A 25,117-nucleotide genomic window follows, 5' to 3' on the forward strand; every position below is an offset into this window, starting at 1 on the left:
TTATAAAATAAGCGGCTTACAAGTGAAAGCTAATAAATTTTTTTTAGCTTTCTTTACTCTTAGAAATCTTCCTAGCAGTGGCTCAGGTAATTGTTGTTCAGATATTTTTTCAAAGCCATTTTGCAGATAAAAGTGATTTAGCGTTTCATCAGCAAAACAGAAAATTTCTTGGTGTTGATGTTGAGTGAAAGCAGAGGTTAATAGCTGTGAGGCTAACGTTTGTTGTCGAAAGGCCCGTTCAATAACCAATGCATGTAAAAACGATTGTTGGCTATTTTCTGACAGCGTTGAAATTATAACCGCGCCAATAATCTCTGATGAGCACTTAAGCAAGTAAGCGTTGTCTAAACCCATTAGGCCTGCGCTGTAACTTTGCTGTTTATAAAAACGCATCAGTGATTTTTTATCACTTTTAGTTGCGAGAGAAAAAGTCGTTTTCATTATCTGTCTTTTGATGATTGGCTGCTCATTATAAAACAAAAAACCAAGCAGGTTGCTTGGTTTTTAAACTTCAGTGTTCGTTATATCCTAAGCGCTTTTTCACCACGGGCAATACCGACACAGCCAGAACGCACCGATTCAATTATCTCTGTTTCATTGGCGAGTGTCGTGATAAAAGCATTAAGCTTTTCAGCATCGCCGGTTAATTGAATGGTATAAACTTGCTTACCAATATCGATAATTGAACCCCTGAAAATATCGGTAATACGCTTAACTTCAGTGCGTGATTTATCATTCATCGCCAAAACTTTGATCAGCAGTAGTTCACGTTCAACATGGCTACGCTCGGTTAAGTCGGTAATTTTGATGACATCAATGAGTTTATTAACTTGTTTGACGATCTGCTCTAGTACTCTATCGTCGCCTCGTGTTGCTATAGTAATACGCGACAAACTTGGATCTTCAGTGGGAGCCACTGTCAAACTTTCAATATTAAAGGCTCGTTGAGAAAATAAGCCAACAATACGTGATAAAGAGCCCGGTTCGTTTTCTAATAAAACAGCTAAAATTCTGCGCATTATGCTTTTACTCCTTTTTTTATCCACATATCATCAATTGCGCCCAATCTTATCTGCATTGGGTAAACATGTTCGTTTTCGTCAACTAATACATCTACAAAAACTAAACGATTTTTAATTGCAAAGGCTTCGGTTAGCTTATCTTCTAATTCATCTAAATGGTTTATCTGCATACCTACATGACCATATGATTCAGCAAGTTTTACAAAGTCAGGAAGCGACTCCATATAGGAAGATGAATGACGACCGCCATAAACCATATCCTGCCATTGGCGAACCATACCTAATGAGCGGTTGTTTAATGAAATAATTACCACAGGTAAGTTGTACTGTAGGCAAGTTGAAAGCTCTTGAATATTCATTTGAATAGAGCCATCACCCGTTATGCAAATAACATGACTTTCAGGGAAGGCTAATTTAACCCCCATAGCAGCAGGTAAGCCAAAGCCCATTGTGCCTAGACCACCAGAGTTTATCCATTGGCGAGGTTTAGCAAACGGGTAGTATTGTGCGGCAAACATCTGATGTTGACCGACATCAGAGCAAACATATGCTTCACCTTGGGTAATTTTATACATAGCTTCGATAACACGCTGAGGTTTTATTTGGTCTCCTTCTTGGACATAAGCTACGCGGTTAATGTCGCGCCAGTTATTAACTTCTTGCCACCACTGCATTCTTTCTTCTTTATTAGGCTCGAAGTCTGTTGCCGCTAATTCATCTAATAACTGTTGTAACACGACCTCAAGTTGGCCAACAACCGGGATATGAGCATTAATGGTTTTCGAAATAGAAGTCGGATCGATATCAACATGAATTATCTTGGCATCGGGACAAAATTTCTTAACATTATTTGTGACACGATCATCAAAGCGAGCACCAAGTGCAAGAATGACATCAGCATTTGCCATCGTTTTGTTGGCTTCAACTGAACCATGCATGCCTAACATACCAATATAGTTTTTATGAGTGCCTGAAATGCCACCTAAACCCATTAAGGTATTAGTAATTGGGGCATCTAATTTTTCAACAAGTTTTGTTAACAAGCCTGATGCATTGGCGATAATGACACCACCCCCCGAATAAACAACCAACTTTTTAGCCGTAGTCATTGCTTTAACGGCTTTTCTTATTTGTTTAGGGTGACCCTTAATGCTTGGATTGTATGAACGCATCTTAACATCAGTTTCAATATGAAATTCGCCCATGCTGGTTGGCATTAATAAGTCTTTGGGCAGCTCAATAACCACAGGTCCCGGTCTTCCAGTGCTGGCAATATAAAAAGCTTTAGCAATAATATTAGGGATATCTTCAACCACCCGGCAGTTAAAACTGTGCTTAACGATGGGACGAGAGCAGCCAACAATATCAGTTTCTTGGAAGGCATCATCGCCAATAAGTGTGGTCGGTACTTGTCCTGAAAGCACCACCATAGGAATTGAATCCATGTAAGCGGTCGCAATACCCGTTATACAGTTTGTTGCCCCAGGACCAGATGTGGCAAGTACGACACCTACCTCGCCGGTGGCCCGAGCAAACCCATCGGCCATATGGGTTGCCGCTTGTTCATGACGTACTAAGATATGCTCAACGTCTGTTTGTTGAAATAAGGCATCGTAAATATCTAAAACAGTACCACCGGGGTAGCCGAAAATGTACTTCACGTCGAGTGCCGCTAATGCTTTTACTACCATCTGTGCACCAGTGAATTGCTTCTTTGTCATGAGCTTGCCTTCTATAAAGTATGGTTAAACTAAGTTTCAACAATAAAAAAACCCTCGGTCTTGTGCAGAGCGAGGGTTTATTGTATTTGTTATTTAATAACTTTTCTTACACACAACACCAACTCCGCAATGGTTTAATGACCACGACGACAGAGAGGAGTGTAATGAGTAAAAATGTAACATTCATTGTAAATTGAATCCGAAGAAAAGTTATTTATGCCTCTATTTTTAAGATGTTTTGCTCTATCTGTCAATAAATTATTACGATTTAAATGAATATACTCATAACATTTTAATTCTATCTTAATGATTTAGGTATAAGTCCATGCTAGTGAGGTTGCTTTTTTATCATTACTAAGCGGTATTTGGTCTGCAACGATTTAATTTTATGAGTATCTGAATAAGCTAAATAAAGACTGAAACAAATGGGGCAGTAAGTTTTTATTTATTAATAAAGTACCAGAAACACTCTAAATAAAGTTGGAACCTGACTTCAACTGGCATAAGTGAACCTTAATCATCATTCGAAACACATCATGAAATGACAGTGTTAACGTCTTCTGCGTGCGCATTGAAGAAGTTAGCATTTGAAGTTTTGAGTATTTATCGAGGTCAACAGCACACCGTTAGTTGACCTAAGCATGTAGGTAGCTAACTTGATAATCATTGGCATAGCCGACGTTCCCCAAATTGGTTTTAGACTAATACTATGATTAAAAAATCAAAATACAGTTATAGAACGAGAACAATATATATGACTGCGGCAAGCTCATTACTGCCCCTCACTCTAGTGGTTGGTTACTAAGGATAATAAGATTAGTTCTAACTAATTTATCATCATGAAGGCTAGTTTTACTGACTATTACTATCCAGTTTCTTAGGTATTTACCTACACAACCTTATAAATTAAGCGGTCTTAGTTCACTTATTGCTTAAAGCTCACATAAATTCAAGAAGCCAAAAATAATATTATAAAATCAAGTGGTTGATGAGTTTTTTGTGTCAGGATATTTTACAGTATGATTACATATAAACTCCATCGAATCCCCATCACATTGAAATAAAATGACATTTAAAACTTGGCACATTTTTTGTATTTAGTTACAAAAGTTGATAAATATTTATTTTAACGATTACCTACCAAAACTAATGGAAAGGGATTAAAAAGGAACAACGAATGAAATTTAAATTATTAAAAATGACAATGGCCACTTTGCTTGCCGGACTTATGTCGATTGGTTCTGCAAATGCCTCCCTTATCACCTTTGAAATGTCAATTGTGGCTGACAATGACTTTGCAGTGTTTAGTGGAGACGGCACAAATATCAACAACATTTTGTATCAAAACAACGTTGGTTGGGGTGCCCAAATAGGAAATTTATCCACTCTCAGCTTTACTCTTGCTGCCGGTGATAACAAATTCTATGTTTTAGGGATGGGAGGTGGTGGTCAAGAGGACATTAGTGGTTTGGTTAACGGTGTGAATATGACATCCGTATCAGTTTCAATGAGCTCTAACCTCACATCATACCTTAGTGGTTACAACGCCTCAGCAGTAGCAGCAGGAGCATACAACGCTAGTCTAACGGATGTGCAAAATGCGTTCTCAAATGTGACATGGGCCGATGCAGCCTCAAATTTCAATACGACTCAAACCGTAATTAGAAGAGCTGGTTACGGTTCGGGATTCGCATTTTCTCACCTCAATGCACACTTATTTAGTTTCGATGCGGTTGACGTAGGTGTACAGGTTCCAGAGCCATCAACACTTGCTATTTTTGCGTTAGGAATTATTGGTTTAGCATCGCGTCGATTTAAAAAACAATCTTAACCATTTAAAATTGTTTATCCTAGAAAACATCAATTGTAATGATTGGTGTTTTTTTTGTATCTAGTTTATAGTTTTAGCCCAAAAACATTCTGTCGAATGACCGCCAAACAAAGCGGACTATTTATTGTGATAAATACGTGTCTAAATTAGGTCTGCTTTGTGGCATTAGTGAGCCTTAGATAATTAATTTACCGACCATTTTTATGTACTACTGCCAAGGTCTTTTTAGTGTAATTTACGTAAATGAACATAAAAAATTTTTCCTATATTTTCTAATGAATCTATTTTGCTGCTAAATTAATAACTGAATGATAAATTTGGTACGTTTATGTAACATAGGAATTTAGACGAGTTTATCTCAATTGAATTTTCAACCATTTGTTTTTTATCGGTTTACACTGTTTGGAGTATGTGCATAACGTGCCATTTTTGGGATCGAATAACACATAGCCTGTTACTTTTATTCATAAAAGACACTCAAAACAGATAAGCTTGCTGGCCACTTACTAAATCTATTATATAAAATGTTGTGTGTGAATTAATCAGCTCGATATGTCGACAGTTTAAATCGAAATGCATACTAATAAGGTGTTAGGTTACTAAGGAATATTTATTAAATGCCCTCACCAGTATTTTTGGTCTATGGGGCTCATTACTTATAATCTTTACTAAGCAAGAATAAGGCGTTTAAGTAGGGCAAAAAAGTTGGCTAGAGCCTGTAACAAAATCTGTTACAGGCTGGTAATAAATAGTTAAAATATAGTGCTTCGTTACTTAATACTAATATTAGTGTTAATTATTGACTTTAAAGCGACCGACTAAATTTGTTAAATCTTTAGATAAAACAAGTAAGTCATTCGATCCATCGGCCAATGTATCAGCAGTATTAACAATACCTTTTGCCGATTGATTAATGCCACTAATATCGTCATTGATCAAGTCCGATGAACTGCACTGTTGATCTGCGGCTTGAGTAATACGCGAGATATTTACCTTCATTTGTCCAACCAAAGTACTGATTTCGTTAAATGATTGGTTCGCTTGTTCAATTTTATTGATAGCCTGTTTCGATTGTTCGACATTCACGCCCATTTGTTGAGAAACAACACGTGTTTTATCCAGCAAGTTCATTAATACAGCATCAATTTCTTCGGTAGCGCCTCGCGAGCGTTGCGCTAATGTTCTCACTTCATCTGCGACCACAGCAAAGCCTCGCCCTTGCTCACCAGCTCTTGCCGCTTCAATAGCCGCATTAAGTGCTAACAGATTGGTTTGTTCAGCAATGCTTCTGATAACATCTAATATTTTAGTAATATTCTCACTTTCCAGTTCAAGTGACTTCATCGATTGAGATGATTCACTTAACGATTGATTTAACGAACTCACTTCACTTACCGTGACAGAAATTAACGAAATACCCTTTTTGGAGTACTCTTCAGTTTTCATAATAGTCGTTGAACTTTCTTGGCAGTCGTTTGATGTTTGATGTGCTATATCTGTCATCGTTGCGATAAGGTTATTCACATTATCTATTGATTGTTCTTGTTTATGGCTTACTGCTTTTACATCAGCGATTTGTATACCCGATTGATTAGCCACCACATTTAATGTTGATGCACAGGTTTTAATATCAACAACAAGCTGATGAATCGAGTCTAAGAATTGATTAAACCATTGAGCCAATTCACTGATTTCATCTTGACCAATAATCTCTAGTCGCTTAGTTAAATTTCCATCACCTTGTGCAATATCACGCAAACCTTCAGCCACACGGTTAATGGGTTGAACAATACGGTTGGCTAACCAAAATCCTATGGCAATAAATAATGTAACCATGATAAAGGCAATCACGGTAATGGTCTGACTCATATTATATGCAGGCGCTAAAATTTCATCGCTATGGATGACGCCAACAAAACGCCACTTTAGTTCTTTTGAATAATAACTGGCAACGTCAACATCTTCACCTAAATGCTCGGTAGAAAAATGATCTTGATTTGGACTTTTTTGTAATATGGAAAATAATGATGATGATGAAAGATCTTTAATATTTTTGAAGTTATTCTCGGGTGTTTTGGCATCAGCTAATACGGTTCCTGACTCATCAATAAGAATGAGATAGCCGCTTTCACCTAGTTTTGTATTACTTAATATATCCGTTAATGTTGAAAGGGTAACATCTAGACCTTGTACACCTATGATGTCGCCTTGCTTATTTTTGACCACTAATGCAGAAGTTACTACAGGTTTTCCTATGACATCTTGATATGCTTCAGTAATAATTGGAGCGTTTGGAGAGGCTAGCGCCTGTTTGTACCAAGGACGTTGTCTTGGATCATAACCTCCAAGCACTTCTAATGGATATTGAACAAAGCCACCTTCTTTGGTGCCTGTGTATACGTATAGTAAATCAGGGTGTGATGAACCAAAATCTTCATATAGCTTATATAAATTTAATTCTTCGACAGAATCATTTTTTGGCTCCATCATATGATCAGAGTCAATATAAGTATGAGTATTATCAGGAAGTTGGGTTGTCAATTTATTTTGAGCTAAAAATTTTACGTTAGCTTTGATTTGTTGGAAGAACAGCTGAAAGCCGTTGTCTACTTGCCTTAATTCATCCTGAGTGCGTTCCACAAAGCTTGTTGAAGATATAGAAATCGTCATTGATATACTGACAATTGCAATGGCAATAATTGGTAAAATAACCGTAGCAGCAAAGCTCAACGTTAGTTTAGAGCGAATATTCATAAAAATTCATTAAATAATCGTAAATGTAGCCATAATATAACTGAGAATCATACTGAGACCAAGCCCAAATGAGTCAGAGCGAAAGTACTGGCTAAACGACAAAACTGTGACCGATCTTACTTGCCCATTTCAGTATTTTAAAAATCCAAAAATTTTCAAAAAAGCCTCAACAAACTTCACGGAAAATTCTCTCGCCATCTATGACTATTCGTTGTGTTTTATTAGTAAAAGTTTATCAGTGAAGAATAGCCACTTTGCTTTGTCTATAGGTGTTTTGGATTATATTGCCCATTATTTTAAGGATTTATTTATTATATTTACCAATTATTTACATAAATAGCAGGAAATATTCTATATATTTATTACACTTAGGGTTAACTATAACAATAATACGAATTAATAATGTCAAACTTTCTCTTTAAAGAAGAATCTGCAGGCGAGTCCTTAACGTCAAAACCAAAGAAGCACAAGGTCTGGCGGATACTTGTCATTGATGATGATGAATCTGTGCATCAAGTCACTCGACTGGTTTTAGCGGATGCTACTATTGAACACAGAAGCTTGGAAATTGTTTCGGCTTATTCTTCTATTGAAGCTCGTGAGATATTATTAAAAGATGATACCTTTTGCATGGCCTTTGTTGATGTTGTTATGGAAACTGATCATGCAGGTTTGGAGCTTGTTGAATGGATCCGTAATACCTTAAAAAACCAAGCAATACGTCTTATTCTAAGAACGGGTCAGGCAGGATCAGCTCCTGAAGCTAAAGTGATTAAAGAATTTGATATTAATGACTATAAAGAAAAAACTGATTTTACTGCCGGTAAAATGACTACAACTGTCTACGCAAGTATTCGCGCTTACCGTGACATAATGACGATACAGCGTAGTTTAGATGCTTTTAAACAGTTAATAAAAGCCACTCATGATCTTTTGAAAATTAATCAATTTAAGCCTTTTGGCTCTGCTGCTTTAGAACATTTATTGACTTTAATGGATGTTGACAGCTCTGCGCTTTATATTGCCCGAAGCCAATTAGAATATGATGAAACTAGCTCAAATCTGATTATTGCCTGTACCGGTAAGTATGTGAGTGAGTCAGATAGTCTTGAAGCGTCAGATATTTCTAGTGATGTTAAACATTTAATCCAGAAAGCGTTCGAAAATAAAAAGCATTATTTCACCGATGAAATATTTGTTGGATATTATGAAACATCAGGCAATTCAGTCTCAGTACTTTATATTGAATTCGAAGATGACGCAGAGCATTTTAAAGCCAGTTTAGCCGAGTTGTTTGCCACTAATGTTGCCCTTATTCTTGATAGTTTATCCAAACAACATGAGCTAGAAAAAACTCAGAAAGAACTGCTTTATATCGTTGGAGAAGCCATTGAAACGCGTAGTAAAGATACTGGGGCTCACGTTCATCGAGTTGCACTTATTTGTGAACTGTTAGCGAAAAAATTACAACTAAGTGAGGCATTTATTAATGCTATTCGCTTAGCTGCACCATTACATGATATTGGTAAGGTGGTTATTCCCGTTAATTTACTCCATAAACCGGGCAAGCTTGATAACAACGAATGGGAAATTATGAAAACTCATGCCGACGCAGGGTTTCAATTGTTGTCAAAATCTAAAACGAGTGTTTCAAAGCTAGGTGCAAGGTTAGCACATTACCATCATGAAAATTGGGATGGCAGTGGTTACCCCGATGGCTTAAGTGGTGAAGAAATTCCGCTTGAAGCACGTATTATGGCTATTGCCGATGTTTTCGATACCTTGGGCTCTGAGAGTTGTTATAAAGAGAAATGGTCTGATACCGAGATAAAAGCTTTCTTAATTGAACAAAGCGGCAAAAAGTTTGAAGCAAAAATGATTGATGTTTTTATAGAGAACTATGATGAGTTTTGCCAAATTAGAGTGTTAAATCCAGGTGAATTTCCATTATAAAACTGTATAAGCAACCGAGGTTATTCTTGTCAATTAGGGAAAGAGTAGAACATTTTTATCAATGTTCTACTTTCAGGTTAACATAAACTTAATTTTGGCTTATCTTATCGACCGTGGCTGAACAAGCTTCAAGGAATATATCCATAAAATATTCAACTTCAGGCATTTCTTTTTTTAACCCGTCTAGTTTTATTTCTAAGCGCTCTTTAACGTGTAAAAACTCAGGGTTGTGGTGATTGAGCTCATCGAGTGCTTTGATATAAGCGACTAAAATGTCCGCCGCTTTTACTATTGCTTTATAATGGACTTCAACGTTATCTTGAACAATAATATCCGAAAAAAGTTCCTGAAATTCTTCCGGTAAAGACGCTAAACATTCTTTTTCTGCTAGGTACTCTATCTTCTTGAATTCTCTTGCAATTTCTTTATTAGCATATTTAGTTGGGCTAACAATATCGCCATAGCGAGTTTCACTTGCCTCATGATATAAAGCGATAGTGGCGACACGGTCAGCATTGATGTTACCGCCAAATTTCTTATTTTTAATGACCGCTAGCAAGTGAGCGACAATCGCAACTTGATGGGAGTGCTCGGCAACGTTTTCTGGCTTCACACAAAACATTAGCGCCCAACGTTTGATTAACGGCATTCTGAACATCCAAGCTAAAAAAGTACTCTGCATGGTTATTTCCTTAATATAAGTAGTTATTGGCTATAGGTACTGAAAAAATTCTTAAGTTTGGCCATTGCCGGCACTAATTCGTCAACATGGGGTAGAAAAACTAAACGAAAATAATTTTTCTCCTGAATGTTAAACGCACCGCCATGAACCAAAAGAATTTTTTCTTGTCTGAGTAAATCTAAAATCATTTTCTCATCATCAAGAATGTTAAATTTTTCTTGGTCAACTTTAACAAACAAATACAAGGCCCCCATCGCAGGGTTACAAGATAAACCATCAATTTCGTTAATCATTTTATGCGCTAGATTTCGCTGCTTGATTAAACGGCCATCATCCTTTATCAATTCATTAATACTTTGATAGCCACCTAATGCTGTTTGAATAGCATGTTGACAAGGCACGTTGGCACATAAGCGCATTGAAGCAAGAATATTCAAGCCTTCTAAGTAATCTTCCGCATGAAATTTAGGACCACTAATTACCATCCACCCAGCGCGAAAGCCAGCGATACGGTAATTTTTTGATAAACCGCCCATGGTAATAATTAAAACATCTTGTGCCAAACTTGCGGTAGGTATATGAGTGGCTTCGTCATACAAAATCTTGTCATAAATTTCGTCACTGAAAATAATTAAGTCGTGCTTACGTGCTAGTTCAATAATGCCCTTTAACAGCGCTTCACTGTAAACAGCGCCCGTTGGGTTATTGGGGTTAATTAGCACAATAGCTTTTGTTTTATCGGTGATCTTGTTCGCCATATCTACTAGGTCAGGAAACCATTGGTTTTCTTCGTCACAGCGATAATGAATAGCTTTGCCACCCGATAGCGCTACAGATGCTGTCCACAAGGGGTAATCGGGTGCGGGTATCAAGACTTCATCGTCATTATTTAATAACGCTTGCATCGCCATCACAATTAATTCACTGACACCATTACCGATAAAAATATCTTCAACGCTAACATCTAATATACCTTGTTGCTGAAAATACTGCATCACGGCAACACGTGCTGAATAAATACCTTTAGATTCGCAATACCCTTGAGCTGTCGGTAGGTTGCGAATAACATCTTTTAAAATATCATCGGGGGCAGCAAAACCAAACGGGGCAGGGTTACCGATATTAAGCTTTAATATTTTATGACCTTCATCTTCTAACTTTCGGGCTTCGGCGGCGATCTGTCCTCTAATTTCATAACAAACATTATTCAATTTTGATGATTTTTTGATGTTTTTCATTAGCGGCGTCTCATAGAATATTTTTCATATTGTGGTTGATTATGTATCCCTCATTGTTACTAATAATCAACCGCTTTGAAACAGTTACTTGCAAGTTTCTTATAGCATTAATGAAATAAAAGCGTCATCTTGTTATTAATTGAGTGAAATTTAAGCACGGAGGTCAATAATGCCATTACCTTTATTATGGTTAGGGGCTGCTGCAATATCTGCATTCGCGGTAAAAGAGTTAGCCGACGACCGCAAGAAACAGCAAAGAAAACGCTTTTATTATCGTGATGTACAATGTCTCGGTCGGTTTAATGAACATGAATCTCCAGTTGTCCAGTATCCAACCGATTTGTTTACTACCACGGAAAAAGTGAAACCAGAAATTGGCGCAATTGTTTGTTGTGGCGTTGGCGGTATACTTGATCACACCGGTATTTGGGTTGGTGACAATACGATTGTTGAACTCGATGGTAATGGTTTAATTAAAGCTATTTCGGTGCAACGCTTTACTAAGGAGCGCTCAGGAAAACATATTTTTATTGCTTGTGATTCAACAGCAAAACCTTTTGCCAGTGAACTTGCCGCGCAACGTGCTCAGCAACAAATTTTTCAATACCGAGATTATCATATGATAGAAAATAACTGTCACCAATTTATTTGGCAATGTTTTAAACCCCATGATAAGAATTTAACAACGTTTAAGGCGCTTAATATTCGCTTAGCGAGATTATACGATCGGAAAATTTATTGGGATATTTGTGATTGCTGATCAGTTAACTAGATAAATTAGTGGTATTTATCACTATACTTTTATCGGTAAGGCAATCAGAATATAGCTCAATAATATTGTGTACAATGAAGGTTTACTTTTGAAACTTTGGTTAAAAAGAATTTTACTCTTGTTCGTTTCACTGTTTTGCTTTGCTATCATTGTCATTTTTATGGCTTTACAGTCAACGCCGCAGTTGCAAAGAACACATCAAATTGATGCTAATTCGGCGACAGAAAATAAACGTATTGCTCAGCGTTTAATTCAGTCCTTAAAGAGTGATCAGCAACCGATTAAATTGCAAGCTACTCAGGCTGAACTTCATGGACTCAGTGCTTTTGGTCACCGTGCCATTCCACAACTAAGCTCTGATGTGGTTTTATTTAAAGACAGTGCTTTAATTAACTTTTCTATAGCCTTGCCTTTACCCACGTTTATAAAATACCTTAATGTGGAGATGATGCTTGTTTCTTCAAAGGAAGGTCTTGATTTGGGCACTGTTTATATTGGTAATGTTGCGCTCCCGGGTAATGGATTGCTTAAATTGGCTGAATGGTTTACTAACCTATATGTAAAAGAAGAATTTGGCAGCACGCTATTAAGCATGATCAAAAGCGTTGATATTAGTGCAGAGAAAATTTCTGTAGATATTGTGCTTTCAGATGATTTAAAAAATGAGCCATTAAGCAATAAAAATAGTCTTTTTGCTTTACGTGACCAACTTGCGTTATATGGTGATGTTGAGGTGATACGGTTTTATTATCAAAGCCTTGTTGACACGATTGAGCAGTCAAAAACGCTTAAGCTTTCGTTTGCTCAATATGTTGGTTTTACTTTTGGTTTAGTAAAACAACGTAATTTAGCCGCAATAACTGATTCACCGGCAAAAGAGAATCGAGCGGCTTTAATGGCCTTAGTGCTTTATTTTGGTACCGATAAGTTTGAGCTCTTAGTCGGGGATATTTCTAAGCTGTCAGCGGAGCAAATACAACAGCGAACAATACGCCGAGCAAGGGTTACGTTACGCGAAAGAGTGGATATTCAAAAGCATTTTATTTACTCCGTTGCTTTGCAGCTATTTGGCACCAGTACCGCAAGTAATGCCATTGGCGAGCTAAAAGAATTTTTAGACTCAAACAGTGGTGGTAGTGGTTTTAGTTTTGCCGACTTGATGGCCGATCGGGCTGGAACTCGCCTGGCAATGCTGGCGACAACCTCGGATGAAAGCGCCTTAAAAGTGCAAGAACACTTGGCTGATATCATTAATGAAAGCTTGATTTTACCTGAATTGACGGGTTTACCCGAAGGTATATCCCAACAAAAATTCGAACAATATTATCGTGATATTGATTCGTTAGTTTATCGTAGCATGCTGCAAAGCATTGATGAGCGTTTACGTAAAATTCCTGTTTATCAAGATTAACTAAAGCGCTAGCCAGCAATAAAAAACGCGACCTTAAGGTCGCGTTTTTATGTTCAATATGAGGGGTTATATTCACAACTGCCTGGATGCCAGAGCCGAAGATGGTTTTTCTCAAATACCATCAACTCTCAAGTCATTATTACTGAATCCTTGCATCTCACCGTTAATCAATGTGATGTTTAGCTAAATAAAGACATGACATCACTGATTGCCATTAACGATTTTTCACCACTAATACGGTTTTTCACTTCAACGTTCTGTTCATCAAGATTACGTTCACCAACAATTAATAATATTGGCGTACCAATTAATTCATGGTCGGCAAACATCACACCCGGACGTTCTTTACGGTCATCGAAGATAACTTCAATGCCAGCTTGCTGTAATTGTGTGTATAAAGCTTCTGCGGTTTCTTTAACACGAGCAGACTTTGCCATATTCATTGGAACAATCGCTACTTGAAATGGTGCAATAGCTGCTGGCCATTTTATGCCATTTTCATCATGATTTTGTTCAATAGCCGCAGCAACAATACGTGAAACGCCTATGCCATAACAGCCCATAGTTAACGTTTGATTTTTACCATTTTCTGTTAATACGCCACAATTCATTGCTTGTGCGTATTTTTCGCCTAACTGGAAAATATGGCCCACTTCAATACCGCGCTTAATGACAATATTACCAAGACCACAAGGGCTAGGATCGCCTTCGACGATGTTACGGATATCTTGAACGTTGATTTCATCACAATCACGTTTCCAGTTAACCCCAGTATAAGATTGACCGTTTACGTTGGCACCACAGACAAAGTCGCTTAGATGAGCAGCACTGCGATCTACAATAACGTCAACAGGTAAGCCTTTAGGGCCTAATGAGGTGATATGGCAGTTAGCAATTGCAGATATTTGTTCATCAGTTGCAAATGTTAAAGGTGAAGCGATAGCAGATAAATTTTCAACTTTAACTTCATTTAGTTGATGATCGCCACGAAGCACTAGAGCAATGAATTTTTCTGGCTCACCTTTAGCACTAGAGCCAAGCACTAATAGTGTTTTAACCGTAGTTTTTAAATCTATGTTTGAGGTTTTGATTAAACGTTCAAGCTTTAATTCTACCTTAGTCAATTCCTGAGTTGGCTCTGCTCGTTCGCCTAGCGGCGCAATAGCTTCAGCTTTCTCAACGTTTGCTGCAAAATCGCTACCGTCACTAAAGGCAATATCGTCTTCGCCAGAGTCAGCTAAAACATGAAATTCATGTGAAGCTTCACCACCAATAGAACCTGTATCAGCAATGACTGGGCGGTAATCCAAACCTAAACGGTCGAAAATACGGCAATAGGCGTCAAACATAATTTGGTAAGTTTTCTTTAAACATTCTTCGCCTAAATGGAAAGAGTAGGCGTCTTTCATTAAAAATTCACGACCACGCATCACACCAAACCGAGGGCGTATTTCATCGCGAAATTTTGTTTGAATTTGAAATATATTCAGCGGTAATTGTTTATAACTATTTATTTCATTAGCGACTAATTTTGTAATGACTTCTTCGTGCGTTGGACCTAAAACGAAGGCGCGGTCATGACGGTCATTTATGCGTAGTAGCTCAGGGCCATAATCATTTAAACGTCCAGACTCTTCCCATAAATCAGCAGGTTGAACCATAGGCATTAATACTTCAATAGCGCCTGCTCGTTCCATTTCTTCACGAACAATATTTTCAACTTTTCTTAATACTTTGAGACCTGTGGGTAACCAAGTATATAAACCAGAAGCAACATTTCGAACAAGTCCGGCACGTAACATTAATTGGTGACTGATCACTTCGGCGCTGGCTGGCGTTTCTTTCAAGGTAGAAAGTAGGTATTGAGTAGTACGCATTGACTAAAGGTTCCGTAAAATATCAAGTATATAATTGTCGGTTATTCTAGCAGGGCGGGGCGATGGGCAAAAGGAAAATATAAACTCAGATGAATAAAGTTTAACGCATTAAAGAGTCAGTTTTAGCTATCTGCACGGGTTATTTAATTAAATAAAATAAAGTCTAACCATTAAGTGCCAGTGTACATTTTAATTACTTGAGCTCATCTTCGTATCAAGGCTAGGTAAAATGATCGCCCTTTGGTATTAATTGCGGGTGTTTATCTTAAGTAATTGTTGATATTATTTTGGCAGTTCTGTTACTTTATCGGCAGGTATATTTAATGACAACAACTCTTTTAAATGGCGTGGTGATCACTTTATGCAAGTTTTAGTTACGGCAATTTTAGCTCAGGTCGGCTCGGTTGTTTTAGGTAAGCCTAACGAAATACGTCTAGCTCTGGCGTGTCTATTAGCAAAAGGTCATCTTTTGATAGAAGATTTACCAGGCATGGGTAAAACCACGTTAGCGCAGGTCTTAGCACAAACGCTTGGACTTAGTTATCAACGAACGCAGTTTACCAGTGACTTGTTACCGGCGGATGTTATTGGTATCTCAATATTTAATCCTGACACTAAAAAGTTTGAGCTCCATCGAGGACCAATTTTTAATCAGGTGGTGTTAAGTGACGAAATCAACAGAGCAAGTCCTAAAACACAAAGCGCTTTACTTGAAGCAATGGAAGAGCATCAGGTTAGTATTGATGGGACAACCTACCCACTGCCACAACCCTTTTTTGTTATCGCCACACAAAATCCTTTAATACATGCGGGCACATACCCTTTACCTGAGTCACAACTCGATCGATTTATGATGCGTATATCTCTGGGATTTCCTGATATAGCGGCAGAAAAACAAATTTTACAGAGTGAAAGTAGCCACGCGAGCTATAAAAAGCTATTACCTTGTGTTGATACCGACAAACTTATCGCCATGCAAGCTGCTGTATCACAAGTGACGGTATCAGATAATATTATTGACTATGTTATCGCCTTAAATCATGTCAGTCGTCAACAAGGGTTTGCTGGTAGACCTTTATCACCAAGAGCTGGACAAGCACTGGTGGCTGCAGCGAAAGCATGGGCCTTTATCGATGAGAGGACCTATGTCATCCCCGAAGATATTCAAACCGTCTTTAGTTCGGTATGTCAACATAGACTTGAGTTGACCACGCTTGGCTTTGGTGAGCAACAAGATAAAATTTCAGCGCAGGTTATTGCACAAGTTAATGTTTTAAACCCACTGAATTCATAATGTATATCAATGACGTTAACTATAAATAGCGTTAGCTCAATAATAGAGACAACAGTGAAAAAACTGGCAATACCGATAAAAAATTATCTTAGTCGCTTTGCTAATAAGCAATTTAATCGTTGGCTAAAGCGTCGGATACCGCCTGCAAGAAAGCATAAATTATCAAATCATAATATTTTTATTATGCCAAGCCGATTTGGTGTTGTTTATCTCTTTTTCGTGGTGTTGTTATTCCTTTTAGCAACCAACTATCAAAATAATGTCATCATGTTATTAAGTTACTTAATGGCGAGTGTGTTCATAACCACTATGATGCATAGTTTTTTTAACTTATCGGGTTTGGCAATATCTGCAGATAAAACCGCCCTAGGGTATGCAAATCAAAATATACACTTTGCTATTAAGATATCTTCAGCTAATAAACGTCTTGCGATTAACTTTTGCTTTGATGACCAAGCTGTTCTTCATCTCCCTCAAAGTGAGCCAGGCGAACAAACTGTTTATGTTTGCTGCTCCTACCCAAACCGAGGAGTATATACTCCGGGTCGGTTGAAAGTGTCGAGTGAATATTCGTTAGGTTTATTTATCACCTGGACAAGAATCGATTTTGACCAGCAATGTATTGTTTATCCTCAAGCCATGTCCTTAAGTTATCGACAAAGTGATTTTGGCGATGCAGAGCAAGAAAATGTATTTTCACAAAGCAGTAAACCGGGTGTCGATGATTTTTATGAACTTAAAGCCTATCTTCCGGGAGAGCCACTTTCTCGTCTTGCATGGAAACAATTCGCGCGCGGTCAAGGTCGGTTAACTAAGCATTATCACCAACAACAAGGAACAAGGTGTTGGCTAAAGCTTAACGATATGCCCAATCACGGACTGGAGAAGCAACTCGCATACCTGTGTTTTCTAGTCAGTGAATACCACCGTAGCGAGCAAGTATTTGGTTTGGATTTAGTAGTAGAAAAAATACAGCCTAGCCAAGGTGAATTTCATTTTAAAGAATGTTTAATGGCGCTAGCCATTTATCCTAAGTCGCCACGATGATAAATAATAAAGTAACAAGTGAAAAATTTAGCTTATTACCTCAACATGCCTGGGTGTTGCTTGTTTGTCAGTGCCTTAATTTAGCTTTACTTGTTAGTGAATTAACCCTCTGGATGTTGTTCATTATTGCTGTTTGTCTATGCTGGCGTGGCTTAACGCTTATTAAGCCAGCAATAAAACCACAGCGACTCATTATCTTATTGCTGGCTTGCTCTGGTTCTATTGCTATAGCACTAAGTGGTCGAGAATTAGGGGTCTTATTAAGCATGTTACATTTGCTTTGCTTTGCTTATGCTTTAAAAAGTTTAGAGTTAACTAGCCGCAAAGATTTTTATCAAATTGTCCTACTGGGTGTTTTTATACTGGCATCGGTGCTTATTTTTTCTCAATCCTTATTTTTGTCGCTTTTCGTCTTTTGCTTACTGGTGTTAAATTTAAGCCTGCTGTTAGCCTATTTTTCAGCGTCACTGAACATTAAAAATAATCTTTCTCAAAGTGCAATAACCGTGTTGAAGAGTATTCCGCTTGCTGTGGTTTTATTTATCGTTTTTCCTCGAGTTGCGCCTTTTTGGCAAGTACCATCAGCAAAGTCTGCCCAAACAGGTTTAGCAGAAAGTGTTACACCGGGAGATATAGCCAATTTAGCCAGATCTTCAGCATTGGCCTTTCGAGTGAAGTTTTTTACCGATATCCCGCAATACAACCAATTGTATTGGCGAGCAATGGTTATGGATGTTTTTGATGGGCGGACATGGCAACAGAGCAAAAATAGTTGGGCAAATATTGAGGAGCAGGCAAGTTCACTTAGCCTTAGCCGTGCGACATTAAGCGGAGCACAAACCCGTTATCAAGTCATGGTTGAGCCGAGTTATCAACGTTGGCTTTTTTCTTTAGCCGTGGTTGACCCTAAAAGTTTGACTAATAATCAAGTGACCATCAGGCCATTACCCAATTACACCATTATAAATAGTAAGCCTGTTAGTCAAACAACCAGTTATCAAATCAGTAGTTATACTCAATCGTTGCTTGATGCGCCGTTAAGTGACTACCAATGGCTAACAAGTTTACAACTACCCACCGACAGTAACCCTAAACTGAAAGCGCAAGGCCAACAACTTAAGTTAAACTACCCAGATGAAATTGAACGTGCACAAGCTATTTTGGATATGATTAGAGAACAAGACTTCTATTACACGTTAACGCCGCCTTTATTAAATGGGGCTAAATTAGGGCATGAATTAGACCAGTTTTTCTATCAAACTAAAAAAGGCTTTTGTGTTCATTATGCCAGTGTCTTTACTTTTATGATGAGAGCGTCTGGTGTTCCTGCTCGCTTGGTCACTGGCTATTTAGGTGGCGAGTATAATAAACAAAGTGGTCATCTTAGCATCTACCAATATGATGCCCATGCATGGGCTGAAATTTGGGTTAATGGCCAAGGTTGGGTAAGGGTAGATCCCACGGCGGCGGTTAACCCAGAACGAGTAGAAAGTGGGCTTTCACAAATGTTACAGCAAGATGCCCTGTTCAATAACGACTTGCTAAATTTACATCGATACAAACACCTCGCTTGGATCAATAGTCTGCGCTTACAGCTAGATGCGCTAGATTATCAATGGACAAGATTGGTTTTAGGTTATTCATCAAAAAAACAATATGATTTACTTAAACAGTGGTTTGGTGATCTTCGGGCTTGGAAAATAGCGGCAGTTATTGGTGGATCATTAATGTTAATGATGGCTGTGTTGTGGTTAGTTAATTTAAAGAGGGGTAAAGATAAACCGCCGGTAAAATGGTTAGCTCAGTATCAGCAAATAATAACGCGATTAAAAGCTAAAGGCTTAATAAAACCTGACACTATGCCCGCGAGTCAATTTTCAAGGTTAGTTATTGAACGATTTCCTATGTTATCGAAAAACTTCATTGGCTATACCCAATGCTTTGAGGCACTCATGTATCAAGCATTATCCCCCCAGGAAAAAGAGCAGTGCTTAATCGAAATGAATCGCTACCAAAGACAATTAAAAAAACAATTAAAGCAGCTTAAAAAAACGTCAACGGGCAGCCATTAATTTACTTGATAAGTTGAACTTGCCATTTTACATTGTTTTAGTAGTTGGCTGAACTCATTAATGCCGCGGTCAAAACTGTCAGCAGGTAAGAATAAATGGTAACCAAAAGCAGAAGATAATCGTTCACTTTGATGGAGAAATGCCGCAATGGGTCCTTTTACAGGCTCTCCGTTTGATAGAATAAAGGGCTCAAAATTAATTTGAGCTTGTTCCATTGTCATTAGCTGATGCAATACCCCATAAATAATTAATCCTTGTTGTTGATGGATTAACCTATTCGCTAATCTAACGGAAATGTTTTTAGCAATATTATCGATATGAACCAATCGTATACCGATATAAGGTAATGTTTCACGTTCTATACCAACAACTTCAGCAACAATATTAATATTTTGTATATCTTGCCATGCTAATTGCCAGTGACCATAACGGTGATTAAAGGTTATTTTATCAGGCGTCAAATAGAGGCTAATGGCAGGTTCAAAAAGTTTAACTGCACCTACCAAAGTAATAACCAGACAGAGAAGGATCATAAAAATGTAGGCGAATCTATATGATTGCCAATAATGTAGAGCAAATAAAAGCGTAGTAAGTAAAAGTAACACGCCAAAAATAACAAGAGAGATCCCGTTATGTTTAGCGATGGGTTTAATTATTATGCTTGGATGTTGCACAGCTTTACCTGTCATTTAACCATCATTATTTTTTATTGATAATGCAAATATGCCTAATTATTTGTGCGTTTAACAGCGTATTTTTAAATCTACTGTCTTCAATGTTCATTAATATATGTTTATGTCTGCTTGAGTGCATCATATTATCACCACAAATAACTATATTTATCTGTGGTGTCCTATTCATACTTAAAGGAGATTAGTTTTTTTGTGAGCGCTTATGGTTAAACCATACCACGGCTTTATAGACAACTAGGACAAATATAGTCCAAAAAATAGCATGATAAAATGCATGAAAAGAGCCTTCACCCAAACCGTGATCATCATGGGCGAATGCTTGCGCCGAAAAGAGGTAAATAAAACTGACAAGTAGCGTTATAAATTTCATGGTTAATCCTTTTTTTAATGTTTAATGTTTAATGTTTAATTTTTGTTGTTTACTAGCTATAGATAATGAAGTCGTTATCGCAAAAATTACATCTGCAACATGCCTTCTTTTTCGATAAAGGCTATGATCTCGGCCAATCCTTGTTGTGTTTTCATATTTGAGAAAACAAAGGGTTTATCACCGCGCATTTTTTTAGTATCTCTATCCATCACCTCAAGTGATGCGCCGACTAAATCAGCAACATCTATTTTATTAATAATTAATAAATCAGACTTAGTGATACCCGGACCTCCTTTACGTGGGATTTTATCTCCGGCTGAAACATCAATAACATAAAGGGTTAAATCGGAAAGTTCAGGGCTAAACGTTGCGCTTAAGTTGTCACCACCACTTTCAATTAATACAAAGTCTAGAGTGGGGTGAAGCTCTTGTAGTTCGTCAATGGCTGCTAGGTTCATTGAGGCATCTTCACGAATCGCCGTATGAGGACAGCCACCGGTTTCAACGCCGATAATTCTGTCTGCTGCGAGAGCGTCATTTTTAGTTAAAAATTCAGCATCTTCACGCGTATAAATGTCGTTGGTGACCACTGCCATATCATATTTATTACGTAGCGCTAAACATAGCTGTCGTAATAATGCGGTTTTTCCTGATCCTACCGGGCCGCCAACACCAATGCGTAAAACTTGTTTTATCATTTTTTATTTCTCTTTTTATTTTTATAAAGCATGTTATTAATCAACTTAATATATTAAGAACGAAAAAGTCGTGAATATTGTGTTTCATGCCAAGCACTTGTCATGGCTAAGTGCGGCAGACTGGCACCAATATCGTTATCTGAAATACCGTTTGATTTTTCAATAATTAATGGCGTCTGTTCAGATAATTCAAATAGAAGGTTTTGTGCCTGAGTTTGCCCAAGAGGCACTAGTTTTGTCGCTGCTGCGACTTGGTTGTCGATGTATGTCCAGCAGTAACCACTTTGTGCTGAAATTAAATCTAACTTAAAGAGATAAGCGCAAAGCGCAAAAGCACTAACAAAGCTGATTTCTTTAAGCGTTATTATTGCTTGATAAGCGGCTAAATTAAGGTTGTTTAGCTGTTTTATTAATCTTATTAAGGCTTTGCCCATTGCTAAATCAGCCAATAATAATTCATGACTTTCACGACAAGCAATTAAATGGTTATTCCAGTCGTTAAAATCGTCAAAATCATTTATTGATAAGGCATTAAATAATCGTTTTAAAATGGCTAAATCGGTTTGTGCTATAGACTCCTCTAAATTAATCTTTATCCAACTTGCGGTCGTTTCTGATGATGTTAACCAACCCATTTCAACGCCATATTCTAATGCTTGTGAAAACGCAAAACCGCCCACGGGTAGGTTTGCGCTGCATAACTGTAATAACCGATTAAGCTTAATCGGCTCGGCGAGTGTTATTTCTGCTGGTACTAGTGACACAGGTTTCACTGCAGGTTTAGTGGGCATGGGCGTGGCCGTGGCTACTAACGCCATAAGCACCATTTTCAGGTTCAAATATTGTTGGGGTATTATCAATCGTTAAACCATATTTCTGTGCAAGTTCTTCTAATACGTGATCGGGTTTAAAACGTACCCATAACTCGCCTATTTGCAGTGAGGTGTGACGATTACCTAAGTGATAACAAACTTTACAAAAGGTTAACCAGTCAGTTGCAATGGCGGTTGATACAGGCTCCGCTTGACCTTTTATTTCAATGAATAATCCACAGTCAGTTTTTAGTACTTCACCGACTAATAATGGTTGTCCACGGGCCATAAAAATACCTATGTCTAAACCAGCATCCGTTTTACCTTTAATACGTGCTTTTTTACGGGTGTCTTGATCTAAAGTTATTGAGTCAGCTATATTATGGTGAGTATGGTCAAAACGCTGATGTGCTTGTAGCATGTAATTTCCTAATCTTTTAATTTTATTGAATCACTTATTTTTTGTTTAAAATAGGCAGTAAAGTTGTGCAAGTGGCAAGGTTACCGCAGGCTCACAGGTTAATAATTCGCCATTGGCACGTACTTCATACGTTTGAGCATCAACGTCTATTTTGGGCTGCCAACTATTATGAATCATGTCGTTTTTACCAATGTTTCGAGTGTTTTTACAGACACCAATCATCCGTGTCATACCTATTTTTTCAGGTACATTAGCGTCAATAGATGCTTGTGACATAAAAGTCATTGAGGTTTTGGCTGAGGCACTGCCATAGGCTGCAAACATTGGGCGGAAGTAGACAGGTTGCGGTGTTGGAATAGACGCGTTTGCATCGCCCATTGGCGCTGCTGCTATCATGCCTGACTTTAAAATTAACGCAGGTTTTATACCAAAAAATGCCGGTTTCCATAGCACTAAATCAGCTAGTTTCCCGAGCTCAATAGAACCGACCTCATGGCTAATGCCGTGGCTAATTGCAGGGTTTATAGTATATTTAGCGATATAGCGTTTTATACGAAAGTTATCATTTCGTTCAGTATCGGGAGCTAATGGTCCTCGTTGTTGTTTCATTTTATGTGCAGTTTGCCAAGTACGAGTGATCATCTCACCGACTCGTCCCATGGCTTGTGAATCAGAAGCGATCATACTAATAGCGCCTAAATCATGCATAATATCTTCGGCGGCAATACTTTCCTTGCGAATACGTGAATCAGCAAAAGCAATATCTTCAGGGATAGACGGGTCTAAGTGATGGCAAACCATTAACATATCCAAATGTTCATCAATAGTATTAATGGTATAAGGGCGTGTTGGGTTAGTGGAAGACGGTAAAACATTAGCCTCACCACATGCTTTAATAATATCAGGTGAATGTCCACCACCAGCACCTTCAGTGTGATAGGTATGAATAGTGCGGCCTTTAAATGCTCCTAAGGTGTCCTCAACAAAACCAGACTCATTTAAGGTATCGGTATGAATCGCTATTTGAACATCGTAACGGTCGGCAACCGATAAACAATTATCAATTGCCGCGGGGGTTGTTCCCCAATCTTCATGAAGCTTTAAACCACAAACACCCGCTTCAATTTGCTCTTCTAGGGCAAGTGGTAAACTTGCATTCCCTTTGCCTAAGAAACCAAAATTCATTGGGAAATCATTTGTTGCTTGCAACATTTTATGAATATACCAAGGACCTGGTGTGCAAGTCGTCGCCTTAGTACCTGTTGCTGGGCCTGTACCTCCACCAATCATAGTCGTAACACCCGACATGAGTGCTTCATCTATTTGTTGTGGACAAATAAAATGTATATGGGCGTCGATTCCGCCTGCGGTCAGTATTTGCCCTTCGCCGGCTATAACCTCGGTGCCGGGACCCACTTCAATATCGATATTGTCTTGAATATCAGGGTTGCCTGCTTTACCTATAATCGCGATACGACCCTCTTTAATACCAACATCAGCTTTAATTATTCCCCAGTGATCAAGAATAACGGCGTTGGTAATCACTAAATCAACGGTGTCAAAGCATGATGCTTGGCTTTGCCCCATGCCATCTCTAATGACTTTTCCCCCACCAAATTTTACTTCTTCACCGTATTGTGTGAAGTCTTTTTCAACCTCTAACCATAAATCTGTGTCGGCTAAACGAACTCGGTCACCGACTGTTGGTCCAAACATATGTGCGTAGGCGTTTTTATCAATACTGGCCATGATTATAAGTTTCCTTGTATTTCACCGCGAAAACCAAAGATCCTGCGTTTGCCTTGAAAGGCAACCAGGCTTACTTGGCGTTCTTGCCCAGGTTCAAAACGAACGGCGGTACCTGAGGTGATATCTAAACGATAACCTTTGGCGTGTTCTCGATTAAAATGCAAGGCAGGGTTTACTTCAAAAAAATGATAATGAGAGCCAACTTGAATGGGTCTATCGCCTGAATTAGCCACGGTAATTTTCAATCGTTCACGGCCTACGTTGAGTTCGTGTTCGCCATGGTCTGTTTTTATTTCACCTGGGATCATCTTTGCTTCTCTTGTGTTTAATGTCTAACTAGGTCTTATGTAACCTTCTGTAGAGGTTTAGTTAAATGATAGGATTATGAACGGTGACAAGTTTGGTGCCATCTGGAAATGTAGCTTCTATTTGTACATCAGGAATTAATTCTGCAACTCCTTCCATGACTTGATCACGGGTTAATAACGTGCGGCCATAATCCATCATTTGAGCGACAGTTTTACCATCTCTGGCCCCTTCAATAATCTCCATTGAAATATAAGCCATAGCTTCAGGATAATTTAATTTCACACCACGCTTTAAGCGTCGCTCTGCTAATAATGCGGCAGTAAAGAGCAGTAATTTATCTTTCTCTCTTGGTAATAAGTCCATGCTGTGCACCTTTGTTTATTTATTTAATA

At 38.2% G+C, this 25,117-nt stretch carries 22 protein-coding genes; 7 read left to right on the forward strand and 15 right to left on the reverse strand.

The window, feature by feature from the left end:
• The 3 genes from H4J69_RS01185 to H4J69_RS01195 all read right to left on the reverse strand — a co-directional run bounded on the left by H4J69_RS01185 (position 1) and on the right by H4J69_RS01195 (position 2,743).
• A complete protein-coding gene (locus H4J69_RS01185) occupies positions 1–441 on the reverse strand; it encodes a GNAT family N-acetyltransferase (protein ID WP_182243490.1) in 441 nt (146 codons plus the stop codon).
• 80 nt (positions 442–521) lie between these two features.
• Positions 522–1,019, reverse strand: coding sequence for an acetolactate synthase small subunit (gene ilvN / locus H4J69_RS01190; protein ID WP_070373995.1), 498 nt, complete (start codon positions 1,017–1,019; stop codon positions 522–524).
• Entirely contained in the window at positions 1,019–2,743 is a 1,725-nt protein-coding gene (locus tag H4J69_RS01195) for an acetolactate synthase 3 large subunit (protein WP_070373994.1), read from the reverse strand. The genes ilvN and H4J69_RS01195 overlap by 1 nt, the downstream gene beginning before the upstream one ends.
• 1,177 nt (positions 2,744–3,920) lie before the next feature.
• Between H4J69_RS01195 and H4J69_RS20015 the strand changes: the two genes are divergently transcribed.
• On the forward strand, positions 3,921–4,574 hold the full coding sequence (locus tag H4J69_RS20015; RefSeq protein WP_259364811.1) for a PEP-CTERM sorting domain-containing protein: 654 nt from the start codon (positions 3,921–3,923) through the stop codon (positions 4,572–4,574).
• 792 nt (positions 4,575–5,366) lie between these two features.
• On the opposite strand, the gene H4J69_RS01205 is transcribed toward H4J69_RS20015, so the two are convergent.
• Entirely contained in the window at positions 5,367–7,328 is a 1,962-nt protein-coding gene (locus H4J69_RS01205; RefSeq protein WP_182244415.1) for a methyl-accepting chemotaxis protein, read from the reverse strand.
• 402 nt (positions 7,329–7,730) lie between these two features.
• Here H4J69_RS01205 and H4J69_RS01210 point away from each other — a divergent pair, with 402 nt between their 5' ends.
• On the forward strand, positions 7,731–9,281 hold the full coding sequence (locus H4J69_RS01210) for an HD domain-containing phosphohydrolase (protein ID WP_182244416.1): 1,551 nt from the start codon (positions 7,731–7,733) through the stop codon (positions 9,279–9,281).
• A gap of 88 nt (positions 9,282–9,369) precedes the next feature.
• Here the strand turns inward: H4J69_RS01210 and yfbR are convergent, their stop codons facing one another.
• Together yfbR and H4J69_RS01220 are read right to left on the reverse strand one after the other, a co-directional pair.
• Entirely contained in the window at positions 9,370–9,963 is a 594-nt protein-coding gene (gene yfbR / locus H4J69_RS01215) for a 5'-deoxynucleotidase (RefSeq protein WP_070373986.1), read from the reverse strand.
• Positions 9,964–9,986: 23 nt separating this feature from the next.
• The gene (locus H4J69_RS01220) at positions 9,987–11,201 is read right to left on the reverse strand and encodes a pyridoxal phosphate-dependent aminotransferase (protein ID WP_070373985.1); all 1,215 of its coding nucleotides are present in this window, start codon (positions 11,199–11,201) and stop codon (positions 9,987–9,989) included.
• Between the two features lie 169 nt (positions 11,202–11,370).
• On the opposite strand from H4J69_RS01220, the gene H4J69_RS01225 reads away from it, so the two are divergent.
• Positions 11,371–11,961 (forward strand): hypothetical protein, encoded by a 591-nt coding sequence (locus H4J69_RS01225; protein ID WP_070373984.1) that lies wholly within the window; start codon positions 11,371–11,373, stop codon positions 11,959–11,961.
• 100 nt (positions 11,962–12,061) lie between these two features.
• On the forward strand, positions 12,062–13,384 hold the full coding sequence (locus H4J69_RS01230; protein WP_182244417.1) for a hypothetical protein: 1,323 nt from the start codon (positions 12,062–12,064) through the stop codon (positions 13,382–13,384).
• Positions 13,385–13,563: 179 nt separating this feature from the next.
• Here the strand turns inward: H4J69_RS01230 and H4J69_RS01235 are convergent, their stop codons facing one another.
• A complete protein-coding gene (locus H4J69_RS01235; RefSeq protein ID WP_182244418.1) occupies positions 13,564–15,261 on the reverse strand; it encodes a proline--tRNA ligase in 1,698 nt (565 codons plus the stop codon).
• A gap of 361 nt (positions 15,262–15,622) precedes the next feature.
• On the opposite strand from H4J69_RS01235, the gene H4J69_RS01240 reads away from it, so the two are divergent.
• From H4J69_RS01240 to H4J69_RS01250, 3 genes are read left to right on the forward strand one after another with little or no spacing between them, the layout of a single operon-like run.
• Positions 15,623–16,555, forward strand: a complete 933-nt coding sequence (locus H4J69_RS01240; protein WP_182244419.1) for a MoxR family ATPase — start codon at positions 15,623–15,625, stop codon at positions 16,553–16,555.
• 9 nt (positions 16,556–16,564) lie between these two features.
• Positions 16,565–17,602, forward strand: a complete 1,038-nt coding sequence (locus H4J69_RS01245) for a DUF58 domain-containing protein (protein ID WP_182244420.1) — start codon at positions 16,565–16,567, stop codon at positions 17,600–17,602.
• Positions 17,599–19,674 carry a DUF3488 and transglutaminase-like domain-containing protein gene (locus tag H4J69_RS01250; RefSeq protein WP_182244421.1) on the forward strand — a complete coding sequence of 692 codons (2,076 nt, stop codon included), beginning with the start codon at positions 17,599–17,601 and terminating at the stop codon, positions 19,672–19,674. Before H4J69_RS01245 ends, H4J69_RS01250 begins: the two co-directional genes overlap by 4 nt.
• On the opposite strand, the gene H4J69_RS01255 is transcribed toward H4J69_RS01250, so the two are convergent.
• From H4J69_RS01255 to H4J69_RS01290, 8 genes are all read right to left on the reverse strand, one after another.
• On the reverse strand, positions 19,671–20,363 hold the full coding sequence (locus H4J69_RS01255) for a DUF2982 domain-containing protein (RefSeq protein ID WP_182244422.1): 693 nt from the start codon (positions 20,361–20,363) through the stop codon (positions 19,671–19,673). The two genes, H4J69_RS01250 and H4J69_RS01255, sit on opposite strands and share 4 nt — an antisense overlap.
• Positions 20,364–20,547: 184 nt before the next feature.
• Entirely contained in the window at positions 20,548–20,736 is a 189-nt protein-coding gene (locus tag H4J69_RS01260; protein WP_182243755.1) for a hypothetical protein, read from the reverse strand.
• Between the two features lie 86 nt (positions 20,737–20,822).
• Entirely contained in the window at positions 20,823–21,434 is a 612-nt protein-coding gene (gene ureG / locus H4J69_RS01265) for an urease accessory protein UreG (RefSeq protein WP_182172872.1), read from the reverse strand.
• Between the two features lie 53 nt (positions 21,435–21,487).
• Positions 21,488–22,252, reverse strand: a complete 765-nt coding sequence (locus H4J69_RS01270) for an urease accessory protein UreF (protein WP_259367689.1) — start codon at positions 22,250–22,252, stop codon at positions 21,488–21,490.
• On the reverse strand, positions 22,215–22,667 hold the full coding sequence (locus H4J69_RS01275; RefSeq protein ID WP_182244424.1) for an urease accessory protein UreE: 453 nt from the start codon (positions 22,665–22,667) through the stop codon (positions 22,215–22,217). Before H4J69_RS01275 ends, H4J69_RS01270 begins: the two co-directional genes overlap by 38 nt.
• Positions 22,668–22,712: 45 nt before the next feature.
• Positions 22,713–24,416 (reverse strand): urease subunit alpha, encoded by a 1,704-nt coding sequence (ureC, locus tag H4J69_RS01280; RefSeq protein WP_182244425.1) that lies wholly within the window; start codon positions 24,414–24,416, stop codon positions 22,713–22,715.
• A 2-nt stretch (positions 24,417–24,418) separates the two neighbouring features.
• Entirely contained in the window at positions 24,419–24,724 is a 306-nt protein-coding gene (locus tag H4J69_RS01285; RefSeq protein WP_182244426.1) for an urease subunit beta, read from the reverse strand.
• 61 nt (positions 24,725–24,785) lie between these two features.
• On the reverse strand, positions 24,786–25,088 hold the full coding sequence (locus H4J69_RS01290) for an urease subunit gamma (protein ID WP_182244427.1): 303 nt from the start codon (positions 25,086–25,088) through the stop codon (positions 24,786–24,788).
• Positions 25,089–25,117: the final 29 nt, after the last annotated feature.

Source organism: Colwellia sp. BRX10-9 (assembly GCF_014077405.1).
In the GTDB taxonomy this organism is placed as follows: domain Bacteria; phylum Pseudomonadota; class Gammaproteobacteria; order Enterobacterales; family Alteromonadaceae; genus Colwellia_A.

Coding starts and splice junctions, on each gene's coding strand:
- H4J69_RS01210 (WP_182244416.1), top strand. CDS start 7,731: ATGTCAAACTTTCTCTTTAAAGAAGAATCTGCAGGCGAGTCCTTAACG.
- H4J69_RS01220 (WP_070373985.1), bottom strand. CDS start 11,201: ATGAAAAACATCAAAAAATCATCAAAATTGAATAATGTTTGTTATGAA.
- H4J69_RS01205 (WP_182244415.1), bottom strand. CDS start 7,328: ATGAATATTCGCTCTAAACTAACGTTGAGCTTTGCTGCTACGGTTATT.
- ureC (WP_182244425.1), bottom strand. CDS start 24,416: ATGGCCAGTATTGATAAAAACGCCTACGCACATATGTTTGGACCAACA.
- H4J69_RS01185 (WP_182243490.1), bottom strand. CDS start 441: ATGAAAACGACTTTTTCTCTCGCAACTAAAAGTGATAAAAAATCACTG.
- H4J69_RS01255 (WP_182244422.1), bottom strand. CDS start 20,363: ATGACAGGTAAAGCTGTGCAACATCCAAGCATAATAATTAAACCCATC.
- H4J69_RS01235 (WP_182244418.1), bottom strand. CDS start 15,261: ATGCGTACTACTCAATACCTACTTTCTACCTTGAAAGAAACGCCAGCC.
- H4J69_RS01275 (WP_182244424.1), bottom strand. CDS start 22,667: ATGCTACAAGCACATCAGCGTTTTGACCATACTCACCATAATATAGCT.
- H4J69_RS01225 (WP_070373984.1), top strand. CDS start 11,371: ATGCCATTACCTTTATTATGGTTAGGGGCTGCTGCAATATCTGCATTC.
- H4J69_RS01260 (WP_182243755.1), bottom strand. CDS start 20,736: ATGAAATTTATAACGCTACTTGTCAGTTTTATTTACCTCTTTTCGGCG.
- H4J69_RS20015 (WP_259364811.1), top strand. CDS start 3,921: ATGAAATTTAAATTATTAAAAATGACAATGGCCACTTTGCTTGCCGGA.
- H4J69_RS01290 (WP_182244427.1), bottom strand. CDS start 25,088: ATGGACTTATTACCAAGAGAGAAAGATAAATTACTGCTCTTTACTGCC.
- H4J69_RS01285 (WP_182244426.1), bottom strand. CDS start 24,724: ATGATCCCAGGTGAAATAAAAACAGACCATGGCGAACACGAACTCAAC.
- H4J69_RS01250 (WP_182244421.1), top strand. CDS start 17,599: ATGATAAATAATAAAGTAACAAGTGAAAAATTTAGCTTATTACCTCAA.
- H4J69_RS01240 (WP_182244419.1), top strand. CDS start 15,623: ATGCAAGTTTTAGTTACGGCAATTTTAGCTCAGGTCGGCTCGGTTGTT.
- H4J69_RS01270 (WP_259367689.1), bottom strand. CDS start 22,252: ATGGCGTTAGTAGCCACGGCCACGCCCATGCCCACTAAACCTGCAGTG.
- ilvN (WP_070373995.1), bottom strand. CDS start 1,019: ATGCGCAGAATTTTAGCTGTTTTATTAGAAAACGAACCGGGCTCTTTA.
- ureG (WP_182172872.1), bottom strand. CDS start 21,434: ATGATAAAACAAGTTTTACGCATTGGTGTTGGCGGCCCGGTAGGATCA.
- yfbR (WP_070373986.1), bottom strand. CDS start 9,963: ATGCAGAGTACTTTTTTAGCTTGGATGTTCAGAATGCCGTTAATCAAA.
- H4J69_RS01245 (WP_182244420.1), top strand. CDS start 16,565: ATGACGTTAACTATAAATAGCGTTAGCTCAATAATAGAGACAACAGTG.
- H4J69_RS01195 (WP_070373994.1), bottom strand. CDS start 2,743: ATGACAAAGAAGCAATTCACTGGTGCACAGATGGTAGTAAAAGCATTA.